The organism is Dyella sp. Tek66A03 (assembly GCF_052567735.1).
In genome coordinates this window covers 2,375,939-2,401,386 of record NZ_CP199584.1, presented here as the reverse complement: position 1 = coordinate 2,401,386, position 25,448 = coordinate 2,375,939, and the positions used below count along the sequence as shown (strand labels likewise).

General features: G+C 59.3%; 25 protein-coding genes and 1 riboswitch. Of the genes, 13 read left to right on the top strand and 12 right to left on the bottom strand.

The window, feature by feature from the left end:
- Positions 1 to 134: 134 nt before the first annotated feature.
- Together ACT01B_RS10580 and ACT01B_RS10575 are read right to left on the bottom strand one after the other, a co-directional pair.
- Positions 135 to 980: a hypothetical protein gene (locus ACT01B_RS10580; protein WP_445147308.1), complete on the bottom strand. Its 846-nt coding sequence runs from the start codon at positions 978 to 980 to the stop codon at positions 135 to 137.
- Positions 981 to 1,109: 129 nt separating this feature from the next.
- On the bottom strand, positions 1,110 to 3,191 hold the full coding sequence (locus ACT01B_RS10575) for a P-loop ATPase, Sll1717 family (protein ID WP_445147307.1): 2,082 nt from the start codon (positions 3,189 to 3,191) through the stop codon (positions 1,110 to 1,112).
- A gap of 161 nt (positions 3,192 to 3,352) precedes the next feature.
- Here ACT01B_RS10575 and ACT01B_RS10570 point away from each other — a divergent pair, with 161 nt between their 5' ends.
- Complete coding sequence (locus ACT01B_RS10570; protein WP_445147306.1) at positions 3,353 to 3,889, top strand: hypothetical protein; 537 nt, start codon at positions 3,353 to 3,355, stop codon at positions 3,887 to 3,889.
- Between the two features lie 40 nt (positions 3,890 to 3,929).
- Here the strand turns inward: ACT01B_RS10570 and ACT01B_RS10565 are convergent, their stop codons facing one another.
- Entirely contained in the window at positions 3,930 to 4,160 is a 231-nt protein-coding gene (locus tag ACT01B_RS10565) for a hypothetical protein (protein WP_445147305.1), read from the bottom strand.
- 10 nt (positions 4,161 to 4,170) lie between these two features.
- On the bottom strand, positions 4,171 to 4,509 hold the full coding sequence (locus tag ACT01B_RS10560; RefSeq protein WP_445147304.1) for a hypothetical protein: 339 nt from the start codon (positions 4,507 to 4,509) through the stop codon (positions 4,171 to 4,173).
- Between the two features lie 298 nt (positions 4,510 to 4,807).
- Between ACT01B_RS10560 and ACT01B_RS10555 the strand changes: the two genes are divergently transcribed.
- On the top strand, positions 4,808 to 5,929 hold the full coding sequence (locus ACT01B_RS10555) for a tyrosine-type recombinase/integrase (protein WP_445147303.1): 1,122 nt from the start codon (positions 4,808 to 4,810) through the stop codon (positions 5,927 to 5,929).
- A 31-nt stretch (positions 5,930 to 5,960) separates the two neighbouring features.
- Here ACT01B_RS10555 and ACT01B_RS10550 read toward each other — a convergent pair whose 3' ends face one another.
- The 7 genes from ACT01B_RS10550 to ACT01B_RS10520 all read right to left on the bottom strand — a co-directional run bounded on the left by ACT01B_RS10550 (position 5,961) and on the right by ACT01B_RS10520 (position 14,162).
- Positions 5,961 to 9,032: an HD domain-containing protein gene (locus tag ACT01B_RS10550; RefSeq protein ID WP_445147302.1), complete on the bottom strand. Its 3,072-nt coding sequence runs from the start codon at positions 9,030 to 9,032 to the stop codon at positions 5,961 to 5,963.
- A gap of 300 nt (positions 9,033 to 9,332) precedes the next feature.
- Entirely contained in the window at positions 9,333 to 9,686 is a 354-nt protein-coding gene (locus ACT01B_RS10545) for a hypothetical protein (RefSeq protein WP_445147301.1), read from the bottom strand.
- A gap of 63 nt (positions 9,687 to 9,749) precedes the next feature.
- Positions 9,750 to 11,177: an SIR2 family protein gene (locus tag ACT01B_RS10540; protein WP_445147300.1), complete on the bottom strand. Its 1,428-nt coding sequence runs from the start codon at positions 11,175 to 11,177 to the stop codon at positions 9,750 to 9,752.
- Positions 11,178 to 11,272: 95 nt separating this feature from the next.
- Positions 11,273 to 11,872 (bottom strand): TIR domain-containing protein, encoded by a 600-nt coding sequence (locus tag ACT01B_RS10535; protein ID WP_445147299.1) that lies wholly within the window; start codon positions 11,870 to 11,872, stop codon positions 11,273 to 11,275.
- A 37-nt stretch (positions 11,873 to 11,909) separates the two neighbouring features.
- Complete coding sequence (locus tag ACT01B_RS10530; RefSeq protein ID WP_445147298.1) at positions 11,910 to 12,473, bottom strand: toll/interleukin-1 receptor domain-containing protein; 564 nt, start codon at positions 12,471 to 12,473, stop codon at positions 11,910 to 11,912.
- A gap of 106 nt (positions 12,474 to 12,579) precedes the next feature.
- A complete protein-coding gene (locus ACT01B_RS10525; protein ID WP_445147297.1) occupies positions 12,580 to 13,026 on the bottom strand; it encodes a TIR domain-containing protein in 447 nt (148 codons plus the stop codon).
- Positions 13,027 to 13,338: 312 nt separating this feature from the next.
- Positions 13,339 to 13,413, top strand: a riboswitch (Fluoride riboswitch).
- 143 nt (positions 13,414 to 13,556) lie between these two features.
- Positions 13,557 to 14,162, bottom strand: a complete 606-nt coding sequence (locus ACT01B_RS10520) for a hypothetical protein (protein WP_445147296.1) — start codon at positions 14,160 to 14,162, stop codon at positions 13,557 to 13,559.
- A 326-nt stretch (positions 14,163 to 14,488) separates the two neighbouring features.
- On the opposite strand from ACT01B_RS10520, the gene ACT01B_RS10515 reads away from it, so the two are divergent.
- The 8 genes from ACT01B_RS10515 (at position 14,489) to ACT01B_RS10480 (ending at position 21,154) form a co-directional block, all read left to right on the top strand.
- Positions 14,489 to 15,070, top strand: a complete 582-nt coding sequence (locus tag ACT01B_RS10515) for a TetR/AcrR family transcriptional regulator (RefSeq protein WP_445147295.1) — start codon at positions 14,489 to 14,491, stop codon at positions 15,068 to 15,070.
- A 137-nt stretch (positions 15,071 to 15,207) separates the two neighbouring features.
- A complete protein-coding gene (locus tag ACT01B_RS10510) occupies positions 15,208 to 16,038 on the top strand; it encodes an oxidoreductase (protein WP_445147294.1) in 831 nt (276 codons plus the stop codon).
- Positions 16,039 to 16,221: 183 nt separating this feature from the next.
- Entirely contained in the window at positions 16,222 to 17,223 is a 1,002-nt protein-coding gene (locus ACT01B_RS10505; RefSeq protein WP_445147293.1) for an NADP-dependent oxidoreductase, read from the top strand.
- 27 nt (positions 17,224 to 17,250) lie between these two features.
- On the top strand, positions 17,251 to 17,955 hold the full coding sequence (locus ACT01B_RS10500) for an SDR family oxidoreductase (RefSeq protein WP_445147292.1): 705 nt from the start codon (positions 17,251 to 17,253) through the stop codon (positions 17,953 to 17,955).
- A gap of 61 nt (positions 17,956 to 18,016) precedes the next feature.
- On the top strand, positions 18,017 to 19,093 hold the full coding sequence (locus tag ACT01B_RS10495; RefSeq protein ID WP_445147291.1) for an alkene reductase: 1,077 nt from the start codon (positions 18,017 to 18,019) through the stop codon (positions 19,091 to 19,093).
- 87 nt (positions 19,094 to 19,180) lie between these two features.
- A complete protein-coding gene (locus ACT01B_RS10490) occupies positions 19,181 to 20,038 on the top strand; it encodes an alpha/beta fold hydrolase (RefSeq protein ID WP_445147290.1) in 858 nt (285 codons plus the stop codon).
- Between the two features lie 176 nt (positions 20,039 to 20,214).
- On the top strand, positions 20,215 to 20,634 hold the full coding sequence (locus ACT01B_RS10485) for a PaaI family thioesterase (RefSeq protein ID WP_445147289.1): 420 nt from the start codon (positions 20,215 to 20,217) through the stop codon (positions 20,632 to 20,634).
- A gap of 91 nt (positions 20,635 to 20,725) precedes the next feature.
- Positions 20,726 to 21,154: an EamA family transporter gene (locus tag ACT01B_RS10480; protein ID WP_445147288.1), complete on the top strand. Its 429-nt coding sequence runs from the start codon at positions 20,726 to 20,728 to the stop codon at positions 21,152 to 21,154.
- Positions 21,155 to 21,171: 17 nt separating this feature from the next.
- On the opposite strand, the gene ACT01B_RS10475 is transcribed toward ACT01B_RS10480, so the two are convergent.
- A complete protein-coding gene (locus ACT01B_RS10475; RefSeq protein WP_445147287.1) occupies positions 21,172 to 21,903 on the bottom strand; it encodes a TetR/AcrR family transcriptional regulator in 732 nt (243 codons plus the stop codon).
- 130 nt (positions 21,904 to 22,033) lie between these two features.
- Here ACT01B_RS10475 and ACT01B_RS10470 point away from each other — a divergent pair, with 130 nt between their 5' ends.
- From ACT01B_RS10470 to ACT01B_RS10460, 3 genes are read left to right on the top strand one after another with little or no spacing between them, the layout of a single operon-like run.
- Complete coding sequence (locus tag ACT01B_RS10470; protein WP_445147286.1) at positions 22,034 to 23,011, top strand: enoyl-CoA hydratase/isomerase family protein; 978 nt, start codon at positions 22,034 to 22,036, stop codon at positions 23,009 to 23,011.
- Complete coding sequence (locus tag ACT01B_RS10465) at positions 23,008 to 23,934, top strand: alpha/beta hydrolase (protein ID WP_445147285.1); 927 nt, start codon at positions 23,008 to 23,010, stop codon at positions 23,932 to 23,934. Before ACT01B_RS10470 ends, ACT01B_RS10465 begins: the two co-directional genes overlap by 4 nt.
- A 40-nt stretch (positions 23,935 to 23,974) precedes the next feature.
- Complete coding sequence (locus tag ACT01B_RS10460) at positions 23,975 to 25,435, top strand: class I adenylate-forming enzyme family protein (protein WP_445147284.1); 1,461 nt, start codon at positions 23,975 to 23,977, stop codon at positions 25,433 to 25,435.
- Positions 25,436 to 25,448: the final 13 nt, after the last annotated feature.

Below are 25,448 nucleotides of genomic sequence, written 5' to 3'. Positions count from 1 at the left end.
AGCGACCTTGGCACTCAGCTAAGCACCTTGGGTTTCACCGGTCCAGCCCTAGCACTCGGTGAAACTAATTCTCCGTCGCGTCGGGTCCCCCGGTCAGGCCGGCCAGCGTCGTCGCACAGCGACTCACGTTAGTGTCAGTTCGCTTCCGGCGGCGGCGATTCCGCCCATGTAATCGCTGTCACGGGAACAGTCGTGGCGTGCCCAGTCCCCCATAGTGCGCAGAACTGTGGGCCGCACGCGATTTTTCGATACTCCCCACTTACGCCGCCAGGCGATTTAATAATCACCAGCGCGTGGTGCTTGAATTGATCTCCAGCCTCATGCTTAGCCTCGTAGCGTCCAAGCTTCTCGAAAGGCGAGATCAACAAACCAATGGACAAGGTAACTGCCAAGAGTGAAGCAAGTAGCGTTGCGCTAAACATTCCAAGCAGTGCGGTCCACGCGAAACACTTACGCATCCATTTGAAAAGCCGAGGGCGCTCGTCCTCCGGTGGCGCGGCTGCATGTCCTTTACGTCGACGCTGCCATACGATGAGGTATTCGAGTGAGCCATAGCTGAAACCGACGAACGCCAGAGTCAGCAAGATTCCTGACCAATGTTTTCCAGCCGACGAGAAGAGCGCCATCAAAACTGCCGACAGGCCCTCGCCCCAGGCCCTAAACCCCATGGTTATGGTTCCTGCGTTGTCGAGCGGAAACATCGTAGGATCTAAGTTGAAATAGCTGTAATAGCCCTCCCGAAATGCAGTGCCGTTTAGGTACCCAATTCCGGTGAGTACAGCAAGAAAGATTGATGATGCCAAAAGTTGCCGGATAGATATCGGCTTGGATGTTGACTCGGTAGTAGCTAAATCTTGACGATTGGAATTCTGCTGAGGCACTTGCGATGCAGGTTGATGGTTGCGTTTTTTGCTTTGCGACATTCGAAACTCGTTCTCGAGTAATCCACATTGATGGATGCAGGGCTTGCTAGAAAGCATGCCCAGGTCTCCGATTAACACCCTGACCACAGGCGCGAGCAGCGCCGAATTTCGCTGCCCCACATCATTAGGCAGTCTCGGTTTCGAGGTGTCACCTGATGATGTCCTCTACGGTCGCCGCCTTTTCACTCATTGGGACCGGCGCTTTTTCCTTGGGATGACCAGCTCGCCGTAATAGTTTCTGACGTAGGTGTCTAGGAGACTATCCAGGGCATCGTCTGCCGCGTCGTGTTTAGAGGGACTGCGAACTTTCCCAAGTAGCCGAACCAAGTAGTCAGCCGTGAGCTTGACGACCACCTTCCCGTGTTGATGTTTAAGCTCGCGAGCCCAACCAAGTTCTCTATCGTTGCGAAGGTTGATGTCGTCATCTCTGGTTATAAAGAAACCGATTCGCCCGTAGTCCTGGCAAAGGTAACTATTCATTTGCCAGTACTGTTCGCGCTTCAGTTCTCGGAAATTTTTGCATTCAAACATCACTTGGCGGGAATCGTATTCTTCTAGCACGCGCCTCCAGAACGGCGTTGCCCCGTGATTGGTGCCGATGACATCCCGTCGCTGCAGGCCGCCGCCATTTGAATTGAGCTGAATGTTTCGAAGTCCAGCAGCGAACAAGACGCGGATAACTTTAAGGCACCATTGTTCGAACTGGGACCATCCGGCCTCCCCCTCCTCAATCTCTCGCAGCGCCGCCTCAAGTTGACCGATACTCTTGGCTCGTTGCGATGGAGTCTCCGACGCTACCGACACGTCGTATTCGTCGTATATCTCCGAAATTTCGGATTCCGATGCGTGGGATCGATTGAGATTCAGAGCCATCCAATAGCATGGATGGACCATGAGGGATTCACCAATCAGAAGATCTTTATCTGGCTTGCGCCCGTCGTGGCAAAACACGTAATTGCCCGATGTTCTATCGCGAACCCCAAGAAATCCCACGCTATAGAGGCCGCGAACAGCCTCGACGGGATCATTGAAGAGTGCGAACTGCTGTTGGACGATCGGCTCATACGAATCCTCAGCCAGCGGGCCTTCGATGAGTCCGCTCGCGTCCTCCAGAGAAATGGCGGGATCCCGGTGAGCAAAGAGCGGAACCAAGCGTCCCAGTCCCGGCAGCTGGTTGCTGTACTCCTTGACCAAGTCCGACAGGCGGCTTTCCGAGATCGAGCGCGCGGACATATCTATGTCGGTCGGCAGGATCGCCGGGCGCTGCTCCGATGCCGCGTGTCGAAACGCTTCATTTAATAGGAGAAGAAGGTCACGCGGACGATATAGCGTGAGTCGAAGGCAAAATTGAAAGCCCTGATCACCCTGGAGCTCGCCTTGTGTGACCGAGTCCCACACGCGCATCGACTTCTCAGCCTTGAGGTGGAAGGCTATTCGCAGGCGATTTGCAGCGAGGTTAAGGAGTGCCGTCTCATCCCAGTGCAATCGCAGCACGGCTTGTTCCAGATTTCGGGAGAAATCCTGATCACGCTGTTCCACGGCTCGATAGATGTTGTCCCGAAGAAACAGAATGCTTCGCACACCGGGAAGTCGGTCCCGAATATCGATTGATGCTTGGGCTAAACCGTCAACAATTCCGATTCCCTTTTCGTCTGGCTCATAGCCCTCGTCGGTACGATCGATCAGAACAATGCCGTGGCGGTTCGTAGTCCGCAACGCGTCTTTGAGGGCCTCCTCCACTTGAGATATCTGCAGAACTTCCGTTACCGCGCCAACGCGAGCGGCGGGGTTCGATTCAGCCGCCATGACGCGCTGTATGCACATCCGCACACGACCAAAAAAAGTGGACTTGGAGCGCCACTCGGGAAGGTGTTCCTGCAGTAGGCCCGCATAGCTGGATTTCTGGAATTTGAAACGCGTCGATAGAGCGTTCGCAAGCTCCATCATTAATGCATAGCGGAAGATAAGGCGAAGAGTCGCGCGAATCAGCGTAAAGGACCCGCCAAGTTCGTCGGCAAGGGGACGAAGGGCAAGAGTGTCGTGTTCGTCGGGAGCCACCTTGATGACGTCCGTCTTGTCGTCGGAGCCGTAATACTGCGCTAGCTTCCAGAAAAGAGCGCTCTTGCCGGTGCCTCTTCGGCCGACCACCAGGGCCTTCGCGTCCGACTCGATCAAGGTGCGGTAATCCGGCGATTCGTAAAAGGCAACATTGAGCATTGCCTGATCTTGCTCTGCGCGGACATCTCCCAGCGACAATGCTTTAATCATTGTTCCTCCCCTAGCTAAGCGAATTCACGCTAACACAATTCTGGCGTTATCTTGTTGCGAGAGTATCGAGCGGGTTGTGATGCCTGGGCGCCCACTCCTGCCGGCCTCCTTACACCCTAATCGGATAGTGTGCCTGCCGGTCTAGCGAGGACAGTGTTTGCATGACCAACGACGATCAATCGCTGACTCTGTTCCTGGACACTGAGTGGGCGGACGATGATGGCCGCGAACTAGTGTCGCTTGCCCTGGTGCCAGGCGGTCCATACGGACTGTTCACCGGCTCCGAGGCCGGCCCGTTCTATGCCGAGCGCAACCCACTTCCCACTCCCAACGCTTACGTCAGAAACATTGTGTATCCATTGCTTGACCGCGGCGCGCATGCCAAATCGGACGATCAGTTTTCACGCGATCTCAATGCGTATATCGCACGCGCTCATCGCCAACACTCGGGTCAGCCGCCAGTGATTATCGCCACGCATGTCAACGACTTCGAGCTACTGCGCCACATGCTGTCCATAACTTGCCAGACGCCGGTGTACCGGACCGAACTTCGGTTTGCGGAAAGCCTGATCGACCTTATCCGCACCACGTTTGCGAGGAACCCGGACCTGTCCCGTCGCCGCCACCACGCCTTGGTGGACGCGCAGGTACTGCAGTCGGTGTACCGCGACTGGTCCAGGATCGGGCGGCCAAGCTAAAACGCGCGCCGCTGTTTCGGGCTAACGCGCAACCCAGCGATCACTTTTTCTTGGGTATATCCTTCACGAGCTGATGCAGGCTCTTGTCGGTGCGCTCACGAACGGTGCCGAGCTTGGCATCGGAGCGAATGCCTGGTGCAAAGCCGTCACCGTATTCGCGCCGCAACGTGGACACCAACGTGTCGCTACGCTTTTGACGGATTTCACCGGCCTTCGGTGGATTTTGATCGCGGGTACGCCCATCCAGTCCGCGCGGCAGCTTGGTCGCCATACATCGTTCCTTAGGTTGAGTGGTTTTTCCCGCAACCCAGGCAGCGCCGATACTCGCCCCAGCGCCCCTGACGTTCGCGGCCCAGCAAACAGGTACATACATAGCACGAGTCCGTCCGACCCTGGCGCCAGCGCAGCAAGCGCACCATCTGGATCAGGTAATACAGCGCACTGGCGCCTACCCCGATCGCTACCAGCGTACCGGGCACCCTGGGCCAGGCTGGCGCGCCACCCAGCTGCGCCGGGAGGTCCGACAGCGTTTGGGCGATTGTCGCCGCCAACAGCGCTGCCAGCAGCGGCAGCACGCTCGGTGCTAACAGGCGTGCGCACATGCGGGAAACGTACGACATGAGAAACCCCTCCATATAGGCCCGCTGCCATCATCGCGGGCGCTGGTCTCAGATCCCGCGACAGCGCCGGCGACCGATCGCACGCTATCGATAGCCTGCACATAGGTCGGATGCGGCGACCCCAACTGTCGGTACCGCCGTGGGTTGCGCATCAGTTATGGACTATCTTGTGATTAATGTTCTATAACACATTGAAAAATAGCCATTTACATCTTTAGCGTAAATGGTCAATAATTTCAGTTATTGTCCAATGACACCGTCAGCCGCGCACGACGGCCCAGACCCTCGAGGCCTCCCCATGACCGCCTCACCCCTGATTCTCGATCGCCTACACCAGCTCGACGGTATTGCGCCGGTGGCGTCCACGGCGCTGCAGCCGATGGCCGTGGCGGCATCGATCACCGCCCTGCTCCAGCGCCTACGCGCGTGGGAGACGGATTTCCTCACCGGGCAAGCGCCGGCCACGGTGGCGGCGGTGCGCGCGGATTGGCAGCAGTACGTCGCCTGGTGCGAACAGGCCCCCTGTTCGCCACTGCCGGCGGACGTCGAGCAACTGGCCGCCTTCCTGATGGGTGCGGTGGCGCGCGGGCGCAAACGCAGCACGCTGAAGCGCTATGTTTATACAGTCAGTCTGATCCACACCGCGGCCGGCTTGCCGTCGCCGGCGCAGGATGCGCGCTGGAAATCGAAATGGGCGGCTATCGGTCAGGCGCTCGCGCGCCGCACGTCGAGCGATGGTCGTCCCGACAACGGTAACGCCAGCCGTCAGGCGGGTGAGCTGGTCGCGACCGATATTGCGCGCATCCTCGCCTCGCTGGGCCGCACGCCGCGCGACCTGCGCGATGCTGCCCTACTCTGCCTGGCCTCGGACACGTTGGCGCGCGAATCGGAACTGGTGCGCGTGGCGGTGGAGCATTTGCAGGTCAATCGCAGTACGGGGCGCTGGACGCTGTGGCTACCCTTCTCCAAGACCAATCGCCTCGGTGACGAGGCCGACTACCGTTACGTCGATGAGGCCACCGTGGCGCGCATTCGTGCGTGGCAGAGCGCCGCCGGGATCCAGGACGGCTTGCTGTTTCGGCCGGTGGGCGGGCGGCGCCGCGACGTCGTCAAGGCGGCGATCGCCAACGGCGCTGAGGCGACGATGGTGGCCCTCCAGCCGCGCGAAGTGGCGCGGATCTTTCGTCGGCGAGCAGTGGCCGCAGGCCTCCCGCACGCGTGGAGTATCAGTGGCCACTCCACTCGTGTGGGCACCGCTAACGACCTGATCAATGCCGGCGCCACCACGGCGCAGATCCAGCATGCGGGCGGGTGGCGCAGCAGCGAGATGGTGCACGTGTATACCCGGCGCTCGCAGGCGGGTGACAACGCCGTCGCTGATTTGCGAAACCGGCAACGCAAAGAGCGCGCCGCGGATTAGCGTGGTCGCGATGTACCTGTCGTCAGCGCGCTTAGGACGCGGAGGCTCCTTCGCGGGCGGCATACCAAAGCGCGGCATAGGGCGATTTCTGCATAAAGTCGGTGTCGATGTATGCAATAAGGGTCTCGTAAAGGCGCCGGACCTCATCAACGGCCAACTCTGCCGCAAGCAGTGGCTGGATTCGTAAGCAAAGTTGCGTCAATTGAGATGGGCTAGCCTGCACGCGAGCTGCGCTTTGAATGCCCCAACTTGCGAAAAGGTATGGCAGAAGAATCACTGAGGCCGAGCGATCACTGGGCCTGAAGAGCCAAGAGGCGTGTAGCTTGACGTCTTTCTTGAGCACGAGGCCCTTCCACCGTGGCTCGTCGAATGCCAACAAGTAGCGCCTGTTCCCCGTGGCTCGGGTTGCATTTATAAGATGTTGCGCCAAGGCCGTGTCGCTGTATAGATTCTGCGCTTCGCGCGAAAAACGCAGTACGGGGCTCATCCTGCGCTGCTCCCTCACGGTCCTCTGGAACTGTTCGTTGGCGTCAGACGCCGGGCCCACCTCGTCGAGTACTGGCGACGCTAGCTCATCCACGGCAAGGATTTTAACCGATCCGTTGGTTTCTTCTTTCCATTTGACCAAGGCAAGCGTCGGCAAGACATCCGTCCCGGGGTCGCCTGTGGAAACGTCACAAGCTTCAATGGGGCCACTCGTGTGATCGGCGCCCGTGCCCAAGTGCCAAACATCTCGCTTGAAACACTCCCTGATGGAGGCACCCATCACTGATACATCCTTCCACGCGTCCCCGGTTTCTGCGGCGAAACGCGCCCACGGCTCGCCTTCGTCCAAAGCCATCGTATTTAGAAACAGGGAAAGCTCCGGCCAATAGCCGGGTCGTTCCGATGGACTTGCGCGGTACTGCTCCATATTGGCGTTGACAACTTGCGTCAGTGCGCTCAAAACGACTGCCTCGATCGCCTCGGCCGCTTTGGGGGCCAACTCATCCCGATTGGCGGATAACCACGTACCCGCACTTCCGGAGAGCAAGTTGATGTCAAATCGGACGTTCGGGAAGTAAACCGACTTGCACTCGAAGGGCTGCCCTCGGTAGAGAAATCGAGACTGATGACTGACGTTGATGTCCCGAGTGGGTCGATACCGAAGCTCCACGCAATGCCCGTGAGCATCTGCCACAAAGTGCCAGTCACTCGGCCCATCGGACAGGTTCGCGAGGTCGGATGACAAAGCGACAGCCTCTTTGGCTAGGGGGACAAACCGGCACGAAACGCGAATGGGAGACTTCTCCCCAAAGGCCATGACTTCGTCGGCCATTCTTCCTGCGTCGTATGGAAAGGTGTCATCCAATAAAGGATCCATCGAGGTCACGAGCGATGCCGCTAGCGTGTCACGCCTGTAGGCTGGGATCTGCCAGCGCCGAGCAAAACGATCCAGTCTCAGTTTGATTTCAACCGTGGTTCCGTACTCACGGGCGACGTCGTTCGCCAAGCGGCGCACTAGGACCAATCCCTCATTCGGTCCTACGGGACTATGCATCTCCAACTTCAACGTCTCGTTACTGAAGATGCTCTTGGTCTCAATGACAATCGATTCGCTCAGCATGAACGCGCTTTGGAGGCCGATACCAAACGCGCCGGAGGGCTTCATCCACTCGGGCATCTTCCGGATAAGGCGTTGCCTTGCGCGGTTCGTCTGCGATCCCCCAACGCGAAGCATATGTAGTAAATCAGCGCTACTGATGCCGGTCCCGCCATCGCTGATTCTAAGGAGCCAGACCGCCTTGTCATCCTCACTGGCCGATTCATTGGTTTCAATGAGCTCCACCCTTACCAGTGGTGCCTCTTGCAATAGTTTGCACTGGGACGGTGAGACCCACTGACCGTCCGTCACCTTGGGCGACTCTTTCGCCCAAATGCTCAGAAGCGTCGCGTCCACAGCGTTTTGCAGCAGTTCTCGAATGCAGGGGAATGCGCTGTTATAGAGATTGCTGCCCTGAAGAAGCCCCATGACACTCTTCTCATCGACGCCGAATTGCGGGCGTCGACCTTCCTGCAGAATCTGCAGCTCGCCGCTCAGCGTCACTGTGAGGTCGCCAAGGGTGGGCAGCAGGCCAAGCTCCCGGCTCGGTGCGATTTCCTGCCAGTGCGCCATCTGGCTGTGCATTTCTTGCTTCAGCCAGTCAAACCATTTGAACGCTTCTAAGTAGCCAGGAATGGTCTGACACTCAGCGCTCACTTCAATTCGGTTGCGATCTATGCGCAGGTGTCGGATAGCTTGATGCTTATCTTCGTGTGCCCTGCTGATTGCCGGTCGCCCCTCACCGGCGATTCGTTGAAGAACCGGACAAAACCTGTTGTCGTCGAGGTCGAGCAAATCGCCCAGTCGCAAAAGGCAGGCAACAAAGCGTGGGTGACAGTCCTCGTTCGCCATGCCCGCCTCCTTGAAGGGCAGCCCCTCGGGAGACAAGACGGCGTCAAACGAGGCCCCGTGCATTTGACATATCCGACCTAACACACGAAACAGTCGCGCGGGCATGAGCTCAGTCCGGGGCGATGAGATCCCTGCGCTGGCCCACGGTGACCGCACCATGGCCTCCGCCCTCGACGGGTGCTTGCGCCTGAACCACTCCGCCATCAGCTCAGTGAACCGCGTCAGCGCATCGGTCGGCGTATCCGCGCCGACAAAGCATTTAGAGAGATCGGACGGATCGAAACTGGAGGCGAACCGAAACAGTTCGTGTTGAGGCTGTCGCTTCAAATCCGCGAGGTAGTCGAGGAAATCTCCGCTTTGAAGTTCGTCGACAATATCTTGTTGGGGAACGATCATCCCCATGTCGTGCCAATATGCCGCTTCGAGGAGAAGCCATGTATCGGTCGCGGTCAGTGACGACACCGCATCGCCCAATAGCCGCTCAATGTTGATCAAAATCTGGCGGCTGTGTGACTCATCATGACGGCTATAGTGCGGAAACAAATGCCCGACAGTCTGGAGCGCCTTTGGAATGATCTTGGAGTCGAAGTCCCACTGGCTTGTTAGCGTTTTGAGCGCCGCGTGCTCGTCTGACTTTTTGTTGAGATGGCGAATCAAAATGTCTGCCATGGGAAGTCCTATCGTCACTCTTTTTGTTGTGGTTTATCAACGCGTGCAGACTTGCACCCGTGGAATGTTTCGCGTGGCCTGACCCTGCCCGCGCGAATCAATGAATGCTGGGATTCTTGCTTGCAGCTGCGAGACAGGCGGAATCAACTGCAGTTCACAACTCGCAGATTGAAGGGCTGGGGCTGACGGTACCTCACAGCCATTCGAGCCGTTCGTGCCGTGGTGGGGCGGAAAAAGCGGGGCGCGCCGGTGGTGCGGCAACGTACTTTGGGTGGCCTAAGGAGGCGCATCGCCCCGTCGTCATGCACTGACATCATCGTTTTGACTCGGCATCGCGGTGGCCTCGCCGCGCGAGAAATCGCGGTCAAAGTGATTGAGAAAGGTCTCGATCAGATGCCCGTGATAGTAGGCGTACACGGTACTGGAAATGTTGATGCCTGCGGGGCGGATGACGTTGAAACGGAGCTTATCGGCATCCGCTGTGGCCTTTAACCAGGCTTTCTTTGACCACTGGGACGCCTTGTGCGTGTAGTACTTGCCATCGCTAGAGCGTTCCCAGGTTGTGATCTTTCCTTCCGTTGCGGTCTGCTCGATACGCGCATTGAATTGCTGGAGCAGCGCGTTTGCGTTCTGGGTAAGAAAGTACACCGCCATGGACGACTCCTCGAAGATTGGGCCGGAAAGTGATTTGCGTCGTAAGCACTGCTCGGAGGGTCTCTACCGACTCACCTTGTCGGCAAATTTCACAATGAGATCAACTAGCTCCAAAATGGTGCGATCCGACACGTTGAGCTTTTGTACTTCCTCCACCATCCATTGTTCTAAATAGACGCGTTCGCCATTTGCCAGGACGTCGTCGGCGAGCGCCTTGGCCATAAAGCCCGTCGCGCCCACAGGCAGCGGTACCACCTGATGCTCAAGGGCGATCTGAAACTCCTTGCGCACGCCTTCGGCTGCAACGATCTGGCCGTCGCGGTCGCGTTTGTTGCCAAACACAAAGATGGCGATACCAGCCAGAGCGATCATGCGGTGACGGTACTCGTTCCATAACTCATCGAGCGGCCGGTCGTTGGTGGCTACTTGAGGGAACGGGCGCATGATGAGCTGATCTTCAGAGTGCTTGCCAGGCTCTTCATAGATCGCCTCGAGCGCGCCGTTGATAACGGCACTCCCCACACCCCAGCCAAATCCCGTAATGACCTGGTAATTTCTTTTGACAAGTGCAGCCGAGAGCTTATGGATGAGCTGTTGCGCGTCGTCTTTGGACCATGGCTCAAATACCTCTGCGCTTCCCGAGATGAATACTGTCTTCTTGCGGTAGCGGATTTCGACTGCCTCAAGGATGCGAGGAATGTCCTCGTAGTCGTCGATCATGAGGGTCTGGATGCCGAAGCGCTTGAGATCCTCGACGCGCAGGGCTTGTTTGCGCCGCTTGTAAGCGATCGTGTCCGCGTCATCGCCCGCTGCGCCGTGTTCTATGCGCATGAAGCAGTAGTGGTTGCGATGATTCTTGGCGTGAAGCCGACTGAGCACGTAATCAAGATTCGGATCGGTGAAGCTGAATCCGATGAACAGAAAGGTTTTGGAGACTAGATCGCCGCTCAGGGCCGTGATGAAAGCTTCGTGCGTACGGTGGTACTGCTCGTACTGTTCCTTGTAGAGCACCGCATCCTGCGCCATGGTCACATCGCCGTGCATCTTGTAGACCACCGCATCGCGCTTGGGCCGCGTGTTATGGAGCTGGCCGATATTGAACTTGACGTCTGCCACCTTGTAGGCCTTGGCAAGCGCTGTTTCGATCAATGCGTCGTAGTTGGTGGTCCAGTACGTTTTGATCGGCAAACGCGCTAGCACCCGGTGCGTTGGGCTGAGCTCGGCTTGGTCCGAAAATTCCTGGATGATCTTCTTGGTCAGCTTGGCCGCGTTCTTCTTGCTGTTGACATGGAACTGTGCCAGCGAAATCAGGTCGTGTTCCAGTTCGACCTTGAGCTGAAGTTCGTCAGCGATATCCCGCAAGAGTTCGGGCCAGTCCACGTAACCCACCGCTTTGGACATGCCTGCGCCGGCAAAGACTGCGGCGCAGTCTTCCCTCAAGTCATTAACGAAATCTTTGATGAACGTTTCGATCTCTGCACTGAAGGTCATACATGCTCTCCCTTGTTCTGGCGGCCGTCTGCGAGGGATTCACTGTCGCGCGACGTACCGTTCCTTGTTCGAAGGTGTTAATCGACGACAGCCACCTAACGGCCGGCCATTCCTGCCGCAGACTCGATCCACCCGGCTAAATTGCTGCGCCCGTTCTGGGCGATAAAGTCGTAGCGCAAGCAGTGGTTTGACAGTTGATCAACGCCATTGGCAGCAGGGGTGAACCACAAGTCGCCCTCAGGAGCGGCCAATGTGTAATCGCTGTATTTCACCCACTTACCGTCCTTCCATTCCGCGAAATAGAGTTCGCCATTCGATCGATAGAGTCCGATCTGTGCCAGTGGATCCGCGCCCTTCGCTGAGGCATGGCCCTGCGTGTTCTTGACATTGTGGATGTCGACAGTCAGCAGGCCGTTGCCTTTGAGGATGCTGCGAACAATTTCGTAGCGCACCCAGCGCCGGGCCCACGTCGCGGTCCCTGCAAGGACGCATGTCACCGATGAGTACTTGAGGCCCTCGCGAAGGAAACGCTTCAGGTTTTCGTCGCCTTCCTTTTTGGTTGCTTCAAAAACGCTACTATCGAAGAAGCCCTCGTCCACTTTGCTGTCCGGTTGTAGAGCCCGGCTGTTTCGGACGTTCCAGGCGCGCCAAACATCGGGGTCATAGTGAAATGAGAAAAACGTTCTGCGTGGCATCAGCGAATAGCCCTATTTCGCGGAAATGACGATCAACTTACGAGGTTGGTCGAAACAGCTCGGCTTCGGTCTGCCAGCGACGAAGCGACTTGAATTCAGCGTAGTTTCGATGAACGTAGAGCGCGCGGCCCGTCATGTCGACGTATGGATACAGCCCGAGGTACTCCTCAGCCCGAAACGTGGTTTGGTCGGCGCCGCTTACCACCGGCAGGACGGCGACGTGCCCCCGATAGCCATCGAAGTAGCCTAACTCCCAGGGCATCCAGCGAGAGGTGCTGGCATTGGCAGAGTGAATATAAATAAGCGACTGCGATTGACGCATGCGCACACGCAGCGTTTCTGCCGTTGTCGGTGTCACGCGGCTGCGATCAAGTAGTGGATCATCAATCCAGTCGACATAGACGCTCTGTCCAGCGCTCTCCAAGATCACCTTGATGCCGAGGACAAGCTCACTATCCAGTCGTGAGTGCGACAAAAAGACATCGAACGACGTGTGGGCGGTCTGGCGCGCTTCGCGTAAAAGGCTCTCGGTCCTCGCATGCAATCTCGTCGTTGCGTTGCGCGCCGCCGCTCGAACCTCAGATTCGGTCAATAAAGCCATCGTTGCCTTTCCTTGAACACACATGTGGCGCACGCCGCCAGGGACTCTCCAGCACGACAGGCTTCTTGCCCGGCGCGCGCAGGAAGAGCGTCCGTGCGGATTTCGCTTACTTGCCGGCCTTTTTGGCGGCCTCTTCAATGCGTGCCTTCAGGGCCTCATGGCTCGCATACTTGAAGATGGGAGTGCCCGCTTTGGTGAGTGCTGCCGGCGTGCCCCCTGCAGGATCGGGAAGCCCTGCCCTGTCCTTCAGGTGGTGAATCTGCAGGCCAATCAGGCCATTACCGCGAGCGATCGATTGGTTGATTTCATAGTCGATGTACTTACGTCCAGCGGTCTTGGAACCGATGCAAACCACGGTGACCGAAGTGCCCTTCAACCCTTCATCAATAAGAGCCTTGATCGCAGCATCACCTTTCTTCTTCGCTTCTTCCCAGAGGGAAGCATCGTGAAAGCCCGCGGCCGCGGAGCCGACGATTTCGCCGATGTTACGGATTTGATTTACGCGCCAGATATCGCGCTGGTAGTGAAAGCTAAAGAATACGTGCCTTGCCACTCGTCTCTCCTTAGATCGATTGATGGCACCCCCCTGCGGGTGCGTACAGCAGCACTCACGTTATCCGCGACCAGTTCGGGGCGACTATCGGAGTATTCGATGAGTGAGTTGTGATCCCCATCCCAAAACATATCGGCCACGTCCGTAACCGTCAACAACCCTTGGCACCGAAACAGGCATCGGGTTGTTGCGTCGGGGTTTTTTTATCATCCACCGTATGGCATGCACCGGAGTCCGGATGTCATGCGATCCCAGGCAGCAGTTCTGGCAGGTCGCGAGGTCCGATTGCCATCGGTGCCATTTGCTTTAAGGTAATCCGAAGGAGAGGACATTCCTCCGGCCCATCCGGGGCAAACCGCCGCCACGGCTGATGATGCCTGCTTACCCCTGAGGCCAGGGTGTATGCAGGTATCCGCCTCTCAGTGAGACCCTGCATGTTCCCGCGTCTCCTCAATGCAGGGGTCTTTGCGACATCGTTCGTCGTTGCGCAAACTTCCGCGAAGCATAAGCGCCCTGCTCTCGGCGCTCCCTTACAAACTTCCTGGGTGTGGCAAAGCGACTATTTTTTTCACGTTTCGTGCAATCTCGTCCCACATATAATCCGTGCCAGGCGCAGCCAATATCGGCACGGTATCCCTCGATGCAACGGGCCATGTGAGCTTCCCCGCCTCCACGGCATCAAGGTCATTGCGTCGAATGACCCAGGCGCTGATGGGGACGCCGCGCTTCTTCAGATTGTCCACGATGGTCCGACTATTGGCGAGCCCTCCACCGGTGCCCTGAAAGGCAAAACGTCCCCGTCGAAAAACGTACCACTCGGCGGTCGCTGTCGACTGCAATACGACGGCCGGCAGACAGTAGGCCGTCGACGGGATGTCCTCGATCAGAATATGGACCTTCGGATCCTGGAGCACTGAAATAACGGCGTCGAGGTCGTGCAAGATGTCGAAAGTGCGGAAGCGGCGCAACGTGTCATCTTCCGTCGTCATGGCCTCGACGGACGGCATGGCCGGTAATGCATTGATCGCTTCCGGCGCCTCTCTGTCCACTGCGTGAAGCAAACGCCTTAGCGGTTCATCGAGCCGATTCGCAGTGATGCTCGTCAATACGCCGAAAAAGAAGTCTGTCAGACCCATGGTGCATCCTTTCTAGGGCCGGCGCGCGGCCATCCTGGTGATATCGACCGGAGCAGCCCAGACTTTAGACTACTTGACGATCCGATCCGTTGCGAAATGCGGTGGTTTGTCACTCACATTCGCGTATCGCTCCAAGTGCCGTTCGCTACGAAACAGCACGAGGAGCATCGTTTCGCCAAGGGCGTGGCGTTCGCCGCCGGCCCCTACCCGCGATAACCCCTTCTAATCGCCCCCGCCGCCCCCTCTTGAGGCTCACATCTGACCGGGCGAGGTTCGCCTGAAATGCTCTTGCCTTTTATGTTGCCCGCAAATATGATAGACGTCATATGAAAAGAGCCGCCACCCGTTCCAAAGAAGCTACGCACGAGCGCATCGTCGAAACCGCTGCGCGCGCGATCCGGCGCACGGGCTACGACGGCACCAGCGTCGCCGACATCATGAAGGAGGCCGGCCTTACCCACGGCGGCTTCTACGCGCACTTCGCTTCACGGGAGGCGATGCTGGCCGAAGCAGCCGATCGGGCCGGCGCCGAATCCACCGCCGTCTCGTCCCGCGTGGCTGCTGCAGTACCACCGGAACAGGCCCTACAGTCGCTGATTCAGGCTTATCTGTCGAAGGAACACTTGGAAAATGCCGAACTGGGCTGCCCGGTCGTTGCGAACGGTTCGGAGATGCCGCGCCAGGCACCGGAGGTGCGTCGTGCCGCCACGCGGCGAATCAAAGAGATGATCGACGTCGTCGCCCGCCAGTCGCCCGATTGGGGACAACCAGGCGCGCATGAGCGTGCGCTTGCTCTCGTGGCGACGATGGTCGGCACCCTGCTGCTGGCTCGCGCCGTCGACGAACCCAAATTGTCCGATGCGCTGCGGCAGGCGGCGTTGAAGCATCTGTTGGTGGCTGACGCCTGAGCGCGCTGGTCGTTCTTATTTATACAAAAATATGATGCTTATCATATTTAAGGAGCAAACGACCCCAGCCGGTCCGGCATCCAGTGCGCCGCCATCGCTGCCAATCGGGCAATGAAAACTCACGAGCAGGTATTCCCATGAAATCCAAGCAACCCATCGCACTCGTTACAGGCGCCTCATCAGGCATTGGCGAGGCGACGGCCGCGCAACTCGCCAAGGCGGGTTACAAGGTCTACGGCACCAGCCGACGCGGCGCGCAACCAGGCCACGAGCAGCTGCCATACGAGATGCTGTCCCTCGACGTGACCAGTGATCCATCGGTCGAAGCGGCAGTAGACGAGCTGATCCGCCGGGAAGGCCGTATCGACCTGCTGGTGAACAACGCCGGTTTCGGCGTCGCCCCCGGCGCTGCGGAAGAGAGCTCGCTCGACCAGGCCAGAGCCATTTTCGACACGAACTTCTTCGGCATCGTTCGCATGACCCGCGCCGTGGTGCCCCACATGCGAAAGCAGGGAAGCGGGCGCATCATCAATATCGGCTCCGTGCTTGGCTTCCTGCCAATGCCGTACGGAGCGCTCTACGCCGCGACCAAGCACGCAATCGAAGGCTATTCGGAATCGCTGGACCATGAACTGCGCGCAAAAGGTATTCGAGTCTCTGTCATCGAGCCGGCTTACACAAAGACGCCTTTTGACTCGAATTTCGTCGAACCCGACGCGAAGATCGAAGCCTATCGTGAGGCCCGTGCGGCAGTAGAGAGAAGGGTGAACGAGGTTATGAAGACTGCCCAAGGGCCGGGTGTTGTAGCCGACACCGTGCTCAAGGCGGCCACCGCGGCTCACCCCAAGGTTCGGTATACGCCCAATGGTCTTGCGAGCCAGCTGCGCCTGCTGCGCAGATTTGCCCCTGCTGGAGTTATGGATGCCGGGATTCGAAAAGACTTGCAACTCGATGCGCGGAAGTCGTAGCCGCCTCATCCCGTGCAACATCGATCTGGCCGGCACCGATTCCGTGAATTCACTGGGAAGTTTTGCGTCCGTGCCTGGTCACGCATCGCAGAAATTTCAGGGCCGCACCGTCCTCGATGTCAATACTTGAATCCACGAACCTCGCATAACCTCAACCAACGCAAGATTCCATCGAGAACCCTCATGAAAGCCTACCTGCTCGACCGATATGCAAAAAGAGCCAGCTTGCGGCTGGGCAACCTGCCCGAGCCCGTGCCGGGAGACGATGAGGTGCTGGTGCAGATCCACGCTGCCGGCGTGAACCTGCTGGACTCCAAGATCAAAAGCGGTGAATTCAAGCTCATCCTGCCCTACCCCATGCCACTCGTGCTCGGTCACGACCTGGCCGGTGTCGTGGTTCGCGTCGGACCCCGCGTGCGGCAATTCAAGGCGGGCGACGAGGTCTATGCGCGCGCGCCGGATTTCCACATCGGCACCTTCGCCGAATCCATCGCGATCAAGGAAGACGCCCTCGCCCACAAGCCAAAGAATCTCAGCATGGAAGAAGCCGCTTCGATCCCGCTAGTCGGCCTGACCGTCTGGCAGGCTCTGGTCGAAAAGGCGAAGCTGAAGAAGGGTCAAAAAGTCTTCATCCAGGCCGGCTCTGGTGGCGTCGGTACCTTTGCGATCCAGTTGGCGAAGCATCTGGGCGCCACCGTGGCCACGACCACCAGCACGGCCAATGTGGATTGGGTGCAGCGCCTCGGCGCCGATGTCGTCATCGACTACAAGAAAGACGACTTCGAAAACATCCTTCGTGATTACGACGTGGTCTTGAACAGCCAGGACGGCAAGACGTTGGAAAAATCCCTGCGCATCCTGAAACCCGGTGGCCAGCTCATCTCCATCTCGGGCCCACCCGATCCCGCGTTTGCGAAGGACATCGGCGCGCCTGGCTTCGTGAAACTGATCCTGCGCTTGTTGAGCTCCGGCACTCGCAGAAAAGCCAAAGGCCTCGGCGTTGGCTACTCGTTCCTCTTCATGAAAGCCAGCGGCGGCCAGCTGCGCCAGATCACTCCGCTGATAGAAGCCGGCGTGATACGCCCGGTCGTGGATAAGGTCTTCCCGTTCGCATCGACCAACGAGGCCTTGGCCTATGTCGAGAAAGGACGCGCTAAAGGCAAGGTCGTCATCAAGATCAAGTGAGTCTGCCCCCCATTCCTGGAGTTCCCTGTGAAAATTGAAAATGCTGTTGCTCTCGTCACCGGTGCCAATCGCGGTATCGGCCTGGCTTTTGCCCGCGAGCTGCTCGCTCGTGGTGCACGCAAGGTCTATGCCGGCGTGCGCGACCCCGCGACACTCACACAGTCCGGTGTTCAGGCACTGCGGCTCAACGTCAACCATCCCGACGACGTGGCGGCCGCCGCCGCGCTGGCGTCGGATGTGACGCTGGTGATCAACAACGCCGGCATCGCCCAACCTGGCGGCTTTCTTGCGCCCGACAGCGAAGAGGTCGCACGACGCATCTTCGAAACCAACTTCTTCGCCATGTTGCGCATGAGCAAGGCGTTCGCACCGATCCTCAAGGCGAACGGCGGTGGTGCCTTGCTCAATGTGCTGTCGGTCGCCTCGTGGGTGAATGGCGGCGAGCTGGCCGCCTACTCGGCCAGCAAGTCCGCTGCCTGGTCGCTCACCAATGCCTTGCGCCATGAACTGGCCGCGCAGAAGACGCAGGTACTGGGACTGCACATGGCCTACGTCGACACCGACCTCACCCGCGGGCTCGAGGCGCCGAAATCCACGCCTGAAGACATCGTCAGACGCGCACTGGACGGACTCGAATCCGGCCTGGACGAGGTACTGGCCGATGAACTGACCCTGCAGGTCAAGCATGGGATGACGGCGGCCAGGCCCAGCTATCTGCCGCAGGCCTCCTGAAGCCGACACTCGTCTACCCACGACAGCGTCTCGAACGCCCATCACTTACTCAAGGACCATCATGCTTTTCGAACCTCTCGTCACCGCTTCAATCCAGCTTGCCAACCGCGTCGTCATGGCACCGATGACGCGCAGTCGCGCCGTGGAGGCCAACACGCCGAACGCGCTGATGGCCGAATACTACGGTCAGCGCGCGTCGGCGGGCCTGATCATCGCCGAGGGCACGTCGCCCTCCCCCAACGGCCTGGGCTACCCGCGCATCCCCGGGCTCTTCAATGATGCGCAAGTGCGCGGATGGAAGGCAGTCACCGATGCGGTCCACGCCAGGGGCAGCAAGATCTTCGTGCAACTCATGCACACCGGGCGCGTGACCCAACTGGCCAACCTGCCTGCGGGCGCGGAGGTACTCGGACCGATGGCCGATGTGTGCCCCGGCGAGATGTACACCGACGCACACGGCATGCAACCGCACAGCACCCCACGAGCGATGACCGCGACCGACATCTCCCACACCGTGGCCGAGTACGCCAGATCAGCGCAACTCGCCATCGATGCGGGTTTCGACGGTGTCGAGTTGCATGCCGCGAACGGCTATCTGATCGAGCAGTTCCTGAACGCCAATGTGAATCAGCGCAACGACGCCTACGGCGGCAGCATCGAAGGCCGCAATCGCTTCGCGCTCGAGGTCGCCCGTGCCACGGTAGCCGCCATCGGCGCCGATCGCGTCGGGATCCGGCTATCGCCTTATGGTGTATTCAACAGCACCGGCCCCTTCGCCGAGGTCGAGGCCCAGTACCTGACGCTCACTCAGGCACTATCGGAACTGGGTCTGCAATACGTCCACCTGCTGGATCATTCGGCGATAGGCGCGCCGCCGGTGCCTGCCGAGTTGAAATCCCGGATGCGCGGCGCTTTCAAGGGCCTGTTCATCCTGGCCGGCGGCTTCGACCGTGCCGCTGCCGAGGCTGTGCTCAAGGCGGGTCAGGCCGACCTGATCGCCTTCGCCCGCCCCTTCCTCGCCAATCCCGACCTGGTGGAGCGCATGCGGACCCATGCGGCGCTGAATGGTATCGACATGGCGACGTTCTACACCCCTGGCGCCAAGGGCTACACCGACTATCCAGCCCTGGTGGCCTGACATGCAGTAGCCGCGCTGGCGATTAAGTCAGCGCGGCGAAACGAAGCCGGCCAGACGATCAAGATGAAAATACGAAGGTAGAGCCACATGAACGCGCCGCAGAAATCCAAAGTGACCTGGAAGAACGTACCAACGGCGACGATCACGGCAGGTGGCGTGCAGTTCGCCTACCGCGAACTTGGGACGGACAATCCTGGCACGCCGGTGGTGTTCCTCGCCCACCTAGCCGCCGTGTTGGACAACTGGGATCCCCGAGTCGTCGACGGTTTCGCGGCGAAGCATCGCGTGGTCACGTTCGACAACCGGGGTGTCGGCGCGTCCACTGGCAAGCCTGCGGCGTCGATGGAGGAGATGGCCAAAGATGCCATCACCTTCATCAAGGCCATGGGGCTGGAACGGGTCGATCTCTTCGGGTTCTCGATGGGCGGGATGATTGCGCAGGAGATCGTGCTGATGGAGCCTCAACTCGTGCGCAAAATGATCATCACCGGGACAGGCCCCGCTGGCGGCGAAGGCATCAGCACGGTAGCCCGCGTGACGTACATCGACATGATCCGAGGCTGGCTCACCCGCCAGGACCCGAAGCAATTCCTGTTCTTCACCAGGACGCCTGTGGGAATCCGTGCGGGCAAAGAGTTTCTGGAGCGATTGAAAGAACGCTCCGAGAACCGTGACAAGGAGGTCACGGTGGCAGTGCTGCAGGCCCAGTTGAAAGCGCTGCGCCGGTGGGGCGCGAAGAAACCCGCGGACCTGTCAAAGGTGCACCATCCCGTGCTCGTCGCGAATGGCGACAGTGATCGCATGGTTCCAAGCAAGAACACGCGCAATCTTGCACAGCGCCTTCCTAAGAGCGAACTCATCATTTATCCCGATTCGGGACACGGCGCCGTGTTTCAGTTCCATGCCAGCTTCGTGCCAAGGGCACTCTCGTTTCTTTCGCGCTGATTGAGTGTTCTCCTCGTTAAAGATCAGAACGTTCCCGTGCCGGGATATCGCGACGCAGTCGGTGTCTAGCAGATTAAGCACCTTCATCGCGGTCTGATACACGGCGGCGCTGGTCTTCCTAATGTTCGTCCCGCCTCCCGCCTCCCGGCACAACGCACCTACGAGGTCGACCATCCATGTATACACCGAGCCACTTCAACCGGATCGGCGTCGATCACCTGCCCGGCCTCCTCGGCATCGTCATTACGCACGTCGGCCCGTCCGAAGTCCGTTCGGAGCTGCCCGTGCATTCGTCGCTCATGGCGCCGAACGGCTTCCTTCACGCAGCAAGCGTCATCGCGCTCGCCGATACGTCGGCAGGCTACGGTTGCGTGGCGAACCTACCGGAGGGGGCCTCGGGTTTCACCACGGTGGAGTTGAAGTCCAACCACCTCGGCACCGCGACCGAGGGAACGATCGAATGCATTGCCACCGCCGCACACCTGGGAAAGACGACGCAAGTGTGGGACGCCACGGTGACCCACCGCGAGTCAGGTAAAACCATCGCGCTGTTCCGATGCACACAAATCGTGCTCTATGTAAGGAAAAGCGTGTAACAGCTTATCAGCGCGGCTGCACGATCCATCATGCGCAAGATAGATGAAACGCCAGGTATTTTGGATTTACTCAGAGAGGCAACGAGCCGTCATGGGTTACATCTCCTGGGCACTGATCGGAATGACTGGCTATTCCGCAGTCACGCTTTTTGCAAAGCTCGCAACCCGAAGTGGAAACTTTCCAAATTATCTTGTCTTGGCCATCGCGACTGTGATTGTCGCAGTTGCGGCTGTATCGATTTCACTACTGCATGGTGATTTCCGGAATCTGGCAGCAAGTGACTTCCTCAGTCTCAGCGCCCTGTGGAGTTATGCGGCAGGCGTGGCGCTCACCATTGCGGTGGCATCGCTATTTCGAGCATTGTCTCTCGGTCCTGCAAGTAGCGTAGTACCGATCTACGGTATGTTTATCGTCGGTGGTTCGATGCTCGGCGTCATGTTTCTGCCCGAGCCACTATTGCCGCGCAAGGTTCTGGGTGTCGGCATGGCCGTCGCAAGCATTTTCTCGATGACGAAGTGAATATTTGATACTGCCCCTTATTTCGTGCCTGCTTTCCTTGGCTTCCTGCTTCGCTTCGCTGCCGGACGAACTTGCTGTAATCCTGCCCATGCAGCCATGGCATTGGCTGCGGAAGCCTCCGCTTTTTCCCGCTTCGCACCGAGCCCGACGACCAGGTTCACGCACATCGGCATAAGGATGTCGGATGAAGGGTCAGCCGCTCCACCAAAGTAATTGCTCAGTTCGAGCATGATGAATCCATGCAGGGCGCTCCACAATTGGACGGCGATGAGATCGGGATCGATCTTGCGGACGCATCGGGTATCCACCAGGCGGGCGCACTCCCGGACCAGATACGCATAGACCGCCTCGAACGCCAGCGAGCGTTCACGCACGTCCGGCGCGGCTTCGCCCCGTGAGGGGTTATACCGGCCGTAAATCGAAAGGCCGAACATCAAGTCGTACAGATGCGGATTACTTCGTGCGAAGTCCCAGCATGCCAATGCCATCGCGCATAGATCGGTCATCGGGTCCTCGGTGTGGGCGATCTGCCCGAAGACAGCAGCCTCCCGCTCGAATCCCTCGGCAGCCACCGCGTGAAGAAGTTCGGGCACCCCGCCAAAGTACGAGTAGACCCCCATCGTCGACAGGCCTGCTTCGCTCGACACCGAACGGGCCTTGACCTCGGACGGCCCGTGGGTCGCCAGCAGACGGATCGTCGCCTCAACCAGGCGGGAGCGGATGTCGGGCGGAGTCTTCTCAGTCGGCATCTTGCATTCCTTTCATAACAGCGTTATGTTCGCACTATAACACTGTTATTTCCATCGGCGTGGCGCCAGCAACCATAAACGCGGACGACGCAGATCAGCTCTCCACGCCCATCACAAAAGGCCCCTAGTGATGACCAAGACACATGCGCCGCTCGAACACTGCCTTGAGGTGGAAATCCACGGCTCCATACTAGTCGTGCGGCTGCAGGGAGGCCCGCACGGACTGATGGGTCTAGCAATGGCCGAAGAGCTTGCAGCACTGCTGGACAAGGTGGAGTCCGATGCCAGCATCGATGCCGTGGTGTTCACCGGCACTCACTCTGGGCGGTTCATCGGTCATGCCGACGTGCGTTGGCTGCAGGAAGGTGGCGCGAGCATTCCGAAGCTCGGTCGCAAGGCCGCATCTGCGGTCGCCCGAATCTCGAAGGCGGTTCGTGGAACACCGGGGCTTGAGGCTCTTGCCTCCCTGACGCCGCTAGACGGGGGGATGCAGCTGGACGAGCTTCACGACACGTTTTTGCGGATGAACCGCTGCGGGGTCATTTTCGTGGCGGCCCTGAATGGATCTGCGCTCGGATTGGGCAGCGAGTTCGCGCAGGCCTGCGACGTTCGCCTGATGGCCGATGGTGACTTCTTCATCGGGCAGCCGGAAATTCTTCTCGGCATCAATCCCGGCGGCGGTGGCACGCAGCGATTGACGCGACTGGTCGGTACCCACCGCGCCCTTTTACTCATGCTTGAGGGACGGCCTGTATCGCCAGCAAGGGCGTTGGAAATTGGCTACATCGACGAGGTGGTCGCACCGGAGAAGCTGCTCGAACGCGCCATCGAGCAGGCCCGCTACCTGGGCTCCCGCCCCCGCGGCGCCAGGGAGGCGATCAAGCGCGCCGCCTACTTCGGTGGTTCGGCGACGCTCGATGAAGGCCTGCACATGGAGCGCACTGAGTTCATCAAGATCTCGCCTACCGAAACGGCCCAGACGCTGATGCTGGAATACCTCGAGCGCACTGCGCGCGACGGCGATCTGCCGCTGTACGACCCGGCCATTTATGCGGAAGCGCTCGAGCGCGGTTCCTTTCCCTTGCAGAATCGGAAAGCTGAAAAATGAGCGGCACGACGCAAGCCTTCTATGCAATCACCCGCCGCGACGTTCGCTTCGACTCGGGCGAAAGCTACTGTTCGGCATGGCTCCACTTGCCGGTCGGTGTGGAAAAGCCGCCCGTGGTCGTGCTTGGTCACGGCCTGGGCGCGATTCGCGAGATGCGTCTGGACGCCTTCTCGGAACGATTCGCCGCCGCAGGCATGGCGACCCTCGCATTTACCTATCGCTACTTCGGCGACAGTGGTGGTGAGCCCCGGCAGCTGATGTCCGTGAAGCGCCAGTTGGCGGACTGGGACGCGGCACTCGGCTTCGTCAAAGGCTGCGCTGAGGTGGACGGCCGCCGCATCGCCGTCTGGGGAAGTTCGTTTGGCGGTGGCCATGCGATCACGGTGGCCAGCCGGCACCCCGAGCTGCTGGCCGCCGTCAGCCAATGCCCATTTACCGACGGCATGGCTTCTGCCGCTGCACTGGGCATGAAGGGAACGCTGCAGGTCACACCGGTCATCCTGTGCGACTTCATGGCCAAGCTGCTTGGACGACCACCGGTGATGGTCCCCATTGCGGCAGCACCGGGCCAGCCAGCCCTGATGAATGCCCCTGATGCCCTGCCCGGCTATCTGGCCCTGATGCCGCCCGGAATGACATTCGTCAATCACGTGGCGGCGCGGGTGCTCCCGGAAATCGTCGCGTATCGACCTGGGCGGGCTGCGGCCAAGGTGACGTTGCCGATCCTGTTCTGCGTCAGCGACACGGACTCGGTGACGCCGCCAGAGCAAACCATCGCCATGGCGCGCCGGGCGCCGCTGGGCGAGATCAAGCGCTATGCCGCCGGACACTTCGAGTTCTACATGGGTGAAGCCTTCGAACAACTTGTGTCGGATCAGACCCGGTTTCTGACGACGCACCTGCTTGGATCCTCGGTGACCTGATCTGAGCGTTCATTTACCCGTATTTTCATAGAGAACAACCATGCGCTTCTCCATGCTTCCAGACATGCGCGCGGTAGCGGCACCGGATGCACCATGCATTGCGGATGCCACCACCACCTTGTCCAACAGAGAGTTCCACTCCCGTGTCCTCGCGGCGGCCGGCGCGTTTGCGGACCTGGGTATCAGGTCGGGAGATGTCGTGGCCATCATGCTGCCCAACCAAGTGGAGTTCGTAGTGGCGATGTTCGCCGCCTGGCGTCTGGGGGCGGCGGTGACCCCGATCAATCCCGGCCTCAACAGCAAGGAAGCCAGTCATCAGATCATCGACTCCGGATCGAAGTTGCTCATCAACGACCTTGGCGAGACCGTGGTCGCCGACATACGCACCGTGCCTGTTGCCGCACTGCAAGAGGGGCCGAACCATGCCGATGCGCCGTTCGATGAGCCGGCCGCGTTGGCGCTGCTGATCTACACCAGCGGCACCACCGGCTTGCCCAAGGGCGTGATGCTCGATCACGCCAATATCGAGGCCATGATTGACATGGGGCGGCAGTCGCTCAAGGTCACAGTCACGGACCACTGCCTGCTGGTGCTGCCGCTGTTTCACGTCAACGGCATTGTTGTCAGCATCCTGACGCCACTGTCCGCTGGCGGGCGCGTCACGATCAGGAAGCGGTTCGACATCGACACATTCTTCGCCGACGTCAAGCAGCTTCGACCGACGTACTTTTCCGCCGTGCCGACGATCTACGTCCTGCTCAACGCCTTGCCAGTCGCAGTCCAACCCGACACGTCCAGCCTGCGGTACGGCATCTGCGGCGCGGCGCCTGCGTCGGCTGAGCTACTTATGGAATTCGAAGCCCGCTACGGTTTTCCATTGGTCGAAGCCTATGGGTTGTCCGAAGGCACCTGCGGTTCAACCATTAATCCCATTGGCGGCCCGCGCAAGGCTGGCACCGTCGGCCTGCCTCTCGCGGGCCAGCGCATTGCGATCGCCGATCTGCACGGCATGCATCTGCCCCAGGGAGCAACGGGTGAAGTGCTGGTGCAAGGGCCCAACGTCATGCGCGGTTACCTGCGCAAACCTGAGGAAACGGCGAAGACCCTTATCGACGGCTGGCTGCACACCGGCGACTTGGGGCGTATCGACGAAGATGGCTATCTGTCGATCGTCGGGCGCCTGAAGGAGATGATCATCCGCGGTGGCGAGAACATCTATCCCAAGGAAATCGAGGATGTGTTGTATGCGTTCCCCGGGGTGCTTGAAGCGGCCGTGATCGGAGCTCCGCACAAAACGCTTGGCGAAATCGTCATCGCCTACGTCGCGTTGCGACCCGGCTTTGCGGGTACGCCGGTTGCACTCGAAGAGCACTGCGCCGAACGGCTCACGCGTTACAAACGGCCGGCGACGATCAACCTCATCGAAAGCCTGCCGAAGAACGCCGTGGGCAAGATCGACAAGCCGAAGCTAAGGGACCTGTGGACTTTGCAGAGTCCGTGAGCCTGCGCCGCCA

Excerpts from the sequence above, each read along its gene's own strand:
- ACT01B_RS10580 (WP_445147308.1), bottom strand. The coding sequence starts at position 980 with ATGCTTTCTAGCAAGCCCTGCATCCATCAATGTGGATTACTCGAGAAC.
- ACT01B_RS10575 (WP_445147307.1), bottom strand. The coding sequence starts at position 3,191 with ATGATTAAAGCATTGTCGCTGGGAGATGTCCGCGCAGAGCAAGATCAG.
- ACT01B_RS10570 (WP_445147306.1), top strand. The coding sequence starts at position 3,353 with ATGACCAACGACGATCAATCGCTGACTCTGTTCCTGGACACTGAGTGG.
- ACT01B_RS10565 (WP_445147305.1), bottom strand. The coding sequence starts at position 4,160 with ATGGCGACCAAGCTGCCGCGCGGACTGGATGGGCGTACCCGCGATCAA.
- ACT01B_RS10560 (WP_445147304.1), bottom strand. The coding sequence starts at position 4,509 with ATGTCGTACGTTTCCCGCATGTGCGCACGCCTGTTAGCACCGAGCGTG.
- ACT01B_RS10555 (WP_445147303.1), top strand. The coding sequence starts at position 4,808 with ATGACCGCCTCACCCCTGATTCTCGATCGCCTACACCAGCTCGACGGT.
- ACT01B_RS10550 (WP_445147302.1), bottom strand. The coding sequence starts at position 9,032 with ATGGCAGACATTTTGATTCGCCATCTCAACAAAAAGTCAGACGAGCAC.
- ACT01B_RS10545 (WP_445147301.1), bottom strand. The coding sequence starts at position 9,686 with ATGGCGGTGTACTTTCTTACCCAGAACGCAAACGCGCTGCTCCAGCAA.
- ACT01B_RS10540 (WP_445147300.1), bottom strand. The coding sequence starts at position 11,177 with ATGACCTTCAGTGCAGAGATCGAAACGTTCATCAAAGATTTCGTTAAT.
- ACT01B_RS10535 (WP_445147299.1), bottom strand. The coding sequence starts at position 11,872 with ATGCCACGCAGAACGTTTTTCTCATTTCACTATGACCCCGATGTTTGG.
- ACT01B_RS10530 (WP_445147298.1), bottom strand. The coding sequence starts at position 12,473 with ATGGCTTTATTGACCGAATCTGAGGTTCGAGCGGCGGCGCGCAACGCA.
- ACT01B_RS10520 (WP_445147296.1), bottom strand. The coding sequence starts at position 14,162 with ATGGGTCTGACAGACTTCTTTTTCGGCGTATTGACGAGCATCACTGCG.
- ACT01B_RS10515 (WP_445147295.1), top strand. The coding sequence starts at position 14,489 with ATGAAAAGAGCCGCCACCCGTTCCAAAGAAGCTACGCACGAGCGCATC.
- ACT01B_RS10510 (WP_445147294.1), top strand. The coding sequence starts at position 15,208 with ATGAAATCCAAGCAACCCATCGCACTCGTTACAGGCGCCTCATCAGGC.
- ACT01B_RS10505 (WP_445147293.1), top strand. The coding sequence starts at position 16,222 with ATGAAAGCCTACCTGCTCGACCGATATGCAAAAAGAGCCAGCTTGCGG.
- ACT01B_RS10495 (WP_445147291.1), top strand. The coding sequence starts at position 18,017 with ATGCTTTTCGAACCTCTCGTCACCGCTTCAATCCAGCTTGCCAACCGC.
- ACT01B_RS10490 (WP_445147290.1), top strand. The coding sequence starts at position 19,181 with ATGAACGCGCCGCAGAAATCCAAAGTGACCTGGAAGAACGTACCAACG.
- ACT01B_RS10485 (WP_445147289.1), top strand. The coding sequence starts at position 20,215 with ATGTATACACCGAGCCACTTCAACCGGATCGGCGTCGATCACCTGCCC.
- ACT01B_RS10480 (WP_445147288.1), top strand. The coding sequence starts at position 20,726 with ATGGGTTACATCTCCTGGGCACTGATCGGAATGACTGGCTATTCCGCA.
- ACT01B_RS10475 (WP_445147287.1), bottom strand. The coding sequence starts at position 21,903 with ATGCCGACTGAGAAGACTCCGCCCGACATCCGCTCCCGCCTGGTTGAG.
- ACT01B_RS10470 (WP_445147286.1), top strand. The coding sequence starts at position 22,034 with ATGACCAAGACACATGCGCCGCTCGAACACTGCCTTGAGGTGGAAATC.
- ACT01B_RS10465 (WP_445147285.1), top strand. The coding sequence starts at position 23,008 with ATGAGCGGCACGACGCAAGCCTTCTATGCAATCACCCGCCGCGACGTT.
- ACT01B_RS10460 (WP_445147284.1), top strand. The coding sequence starts at position 23,975 with ATGCGCTTCTCCATGCTTCCAGACATGCGCGCGGTAGCGGCACCGGAT.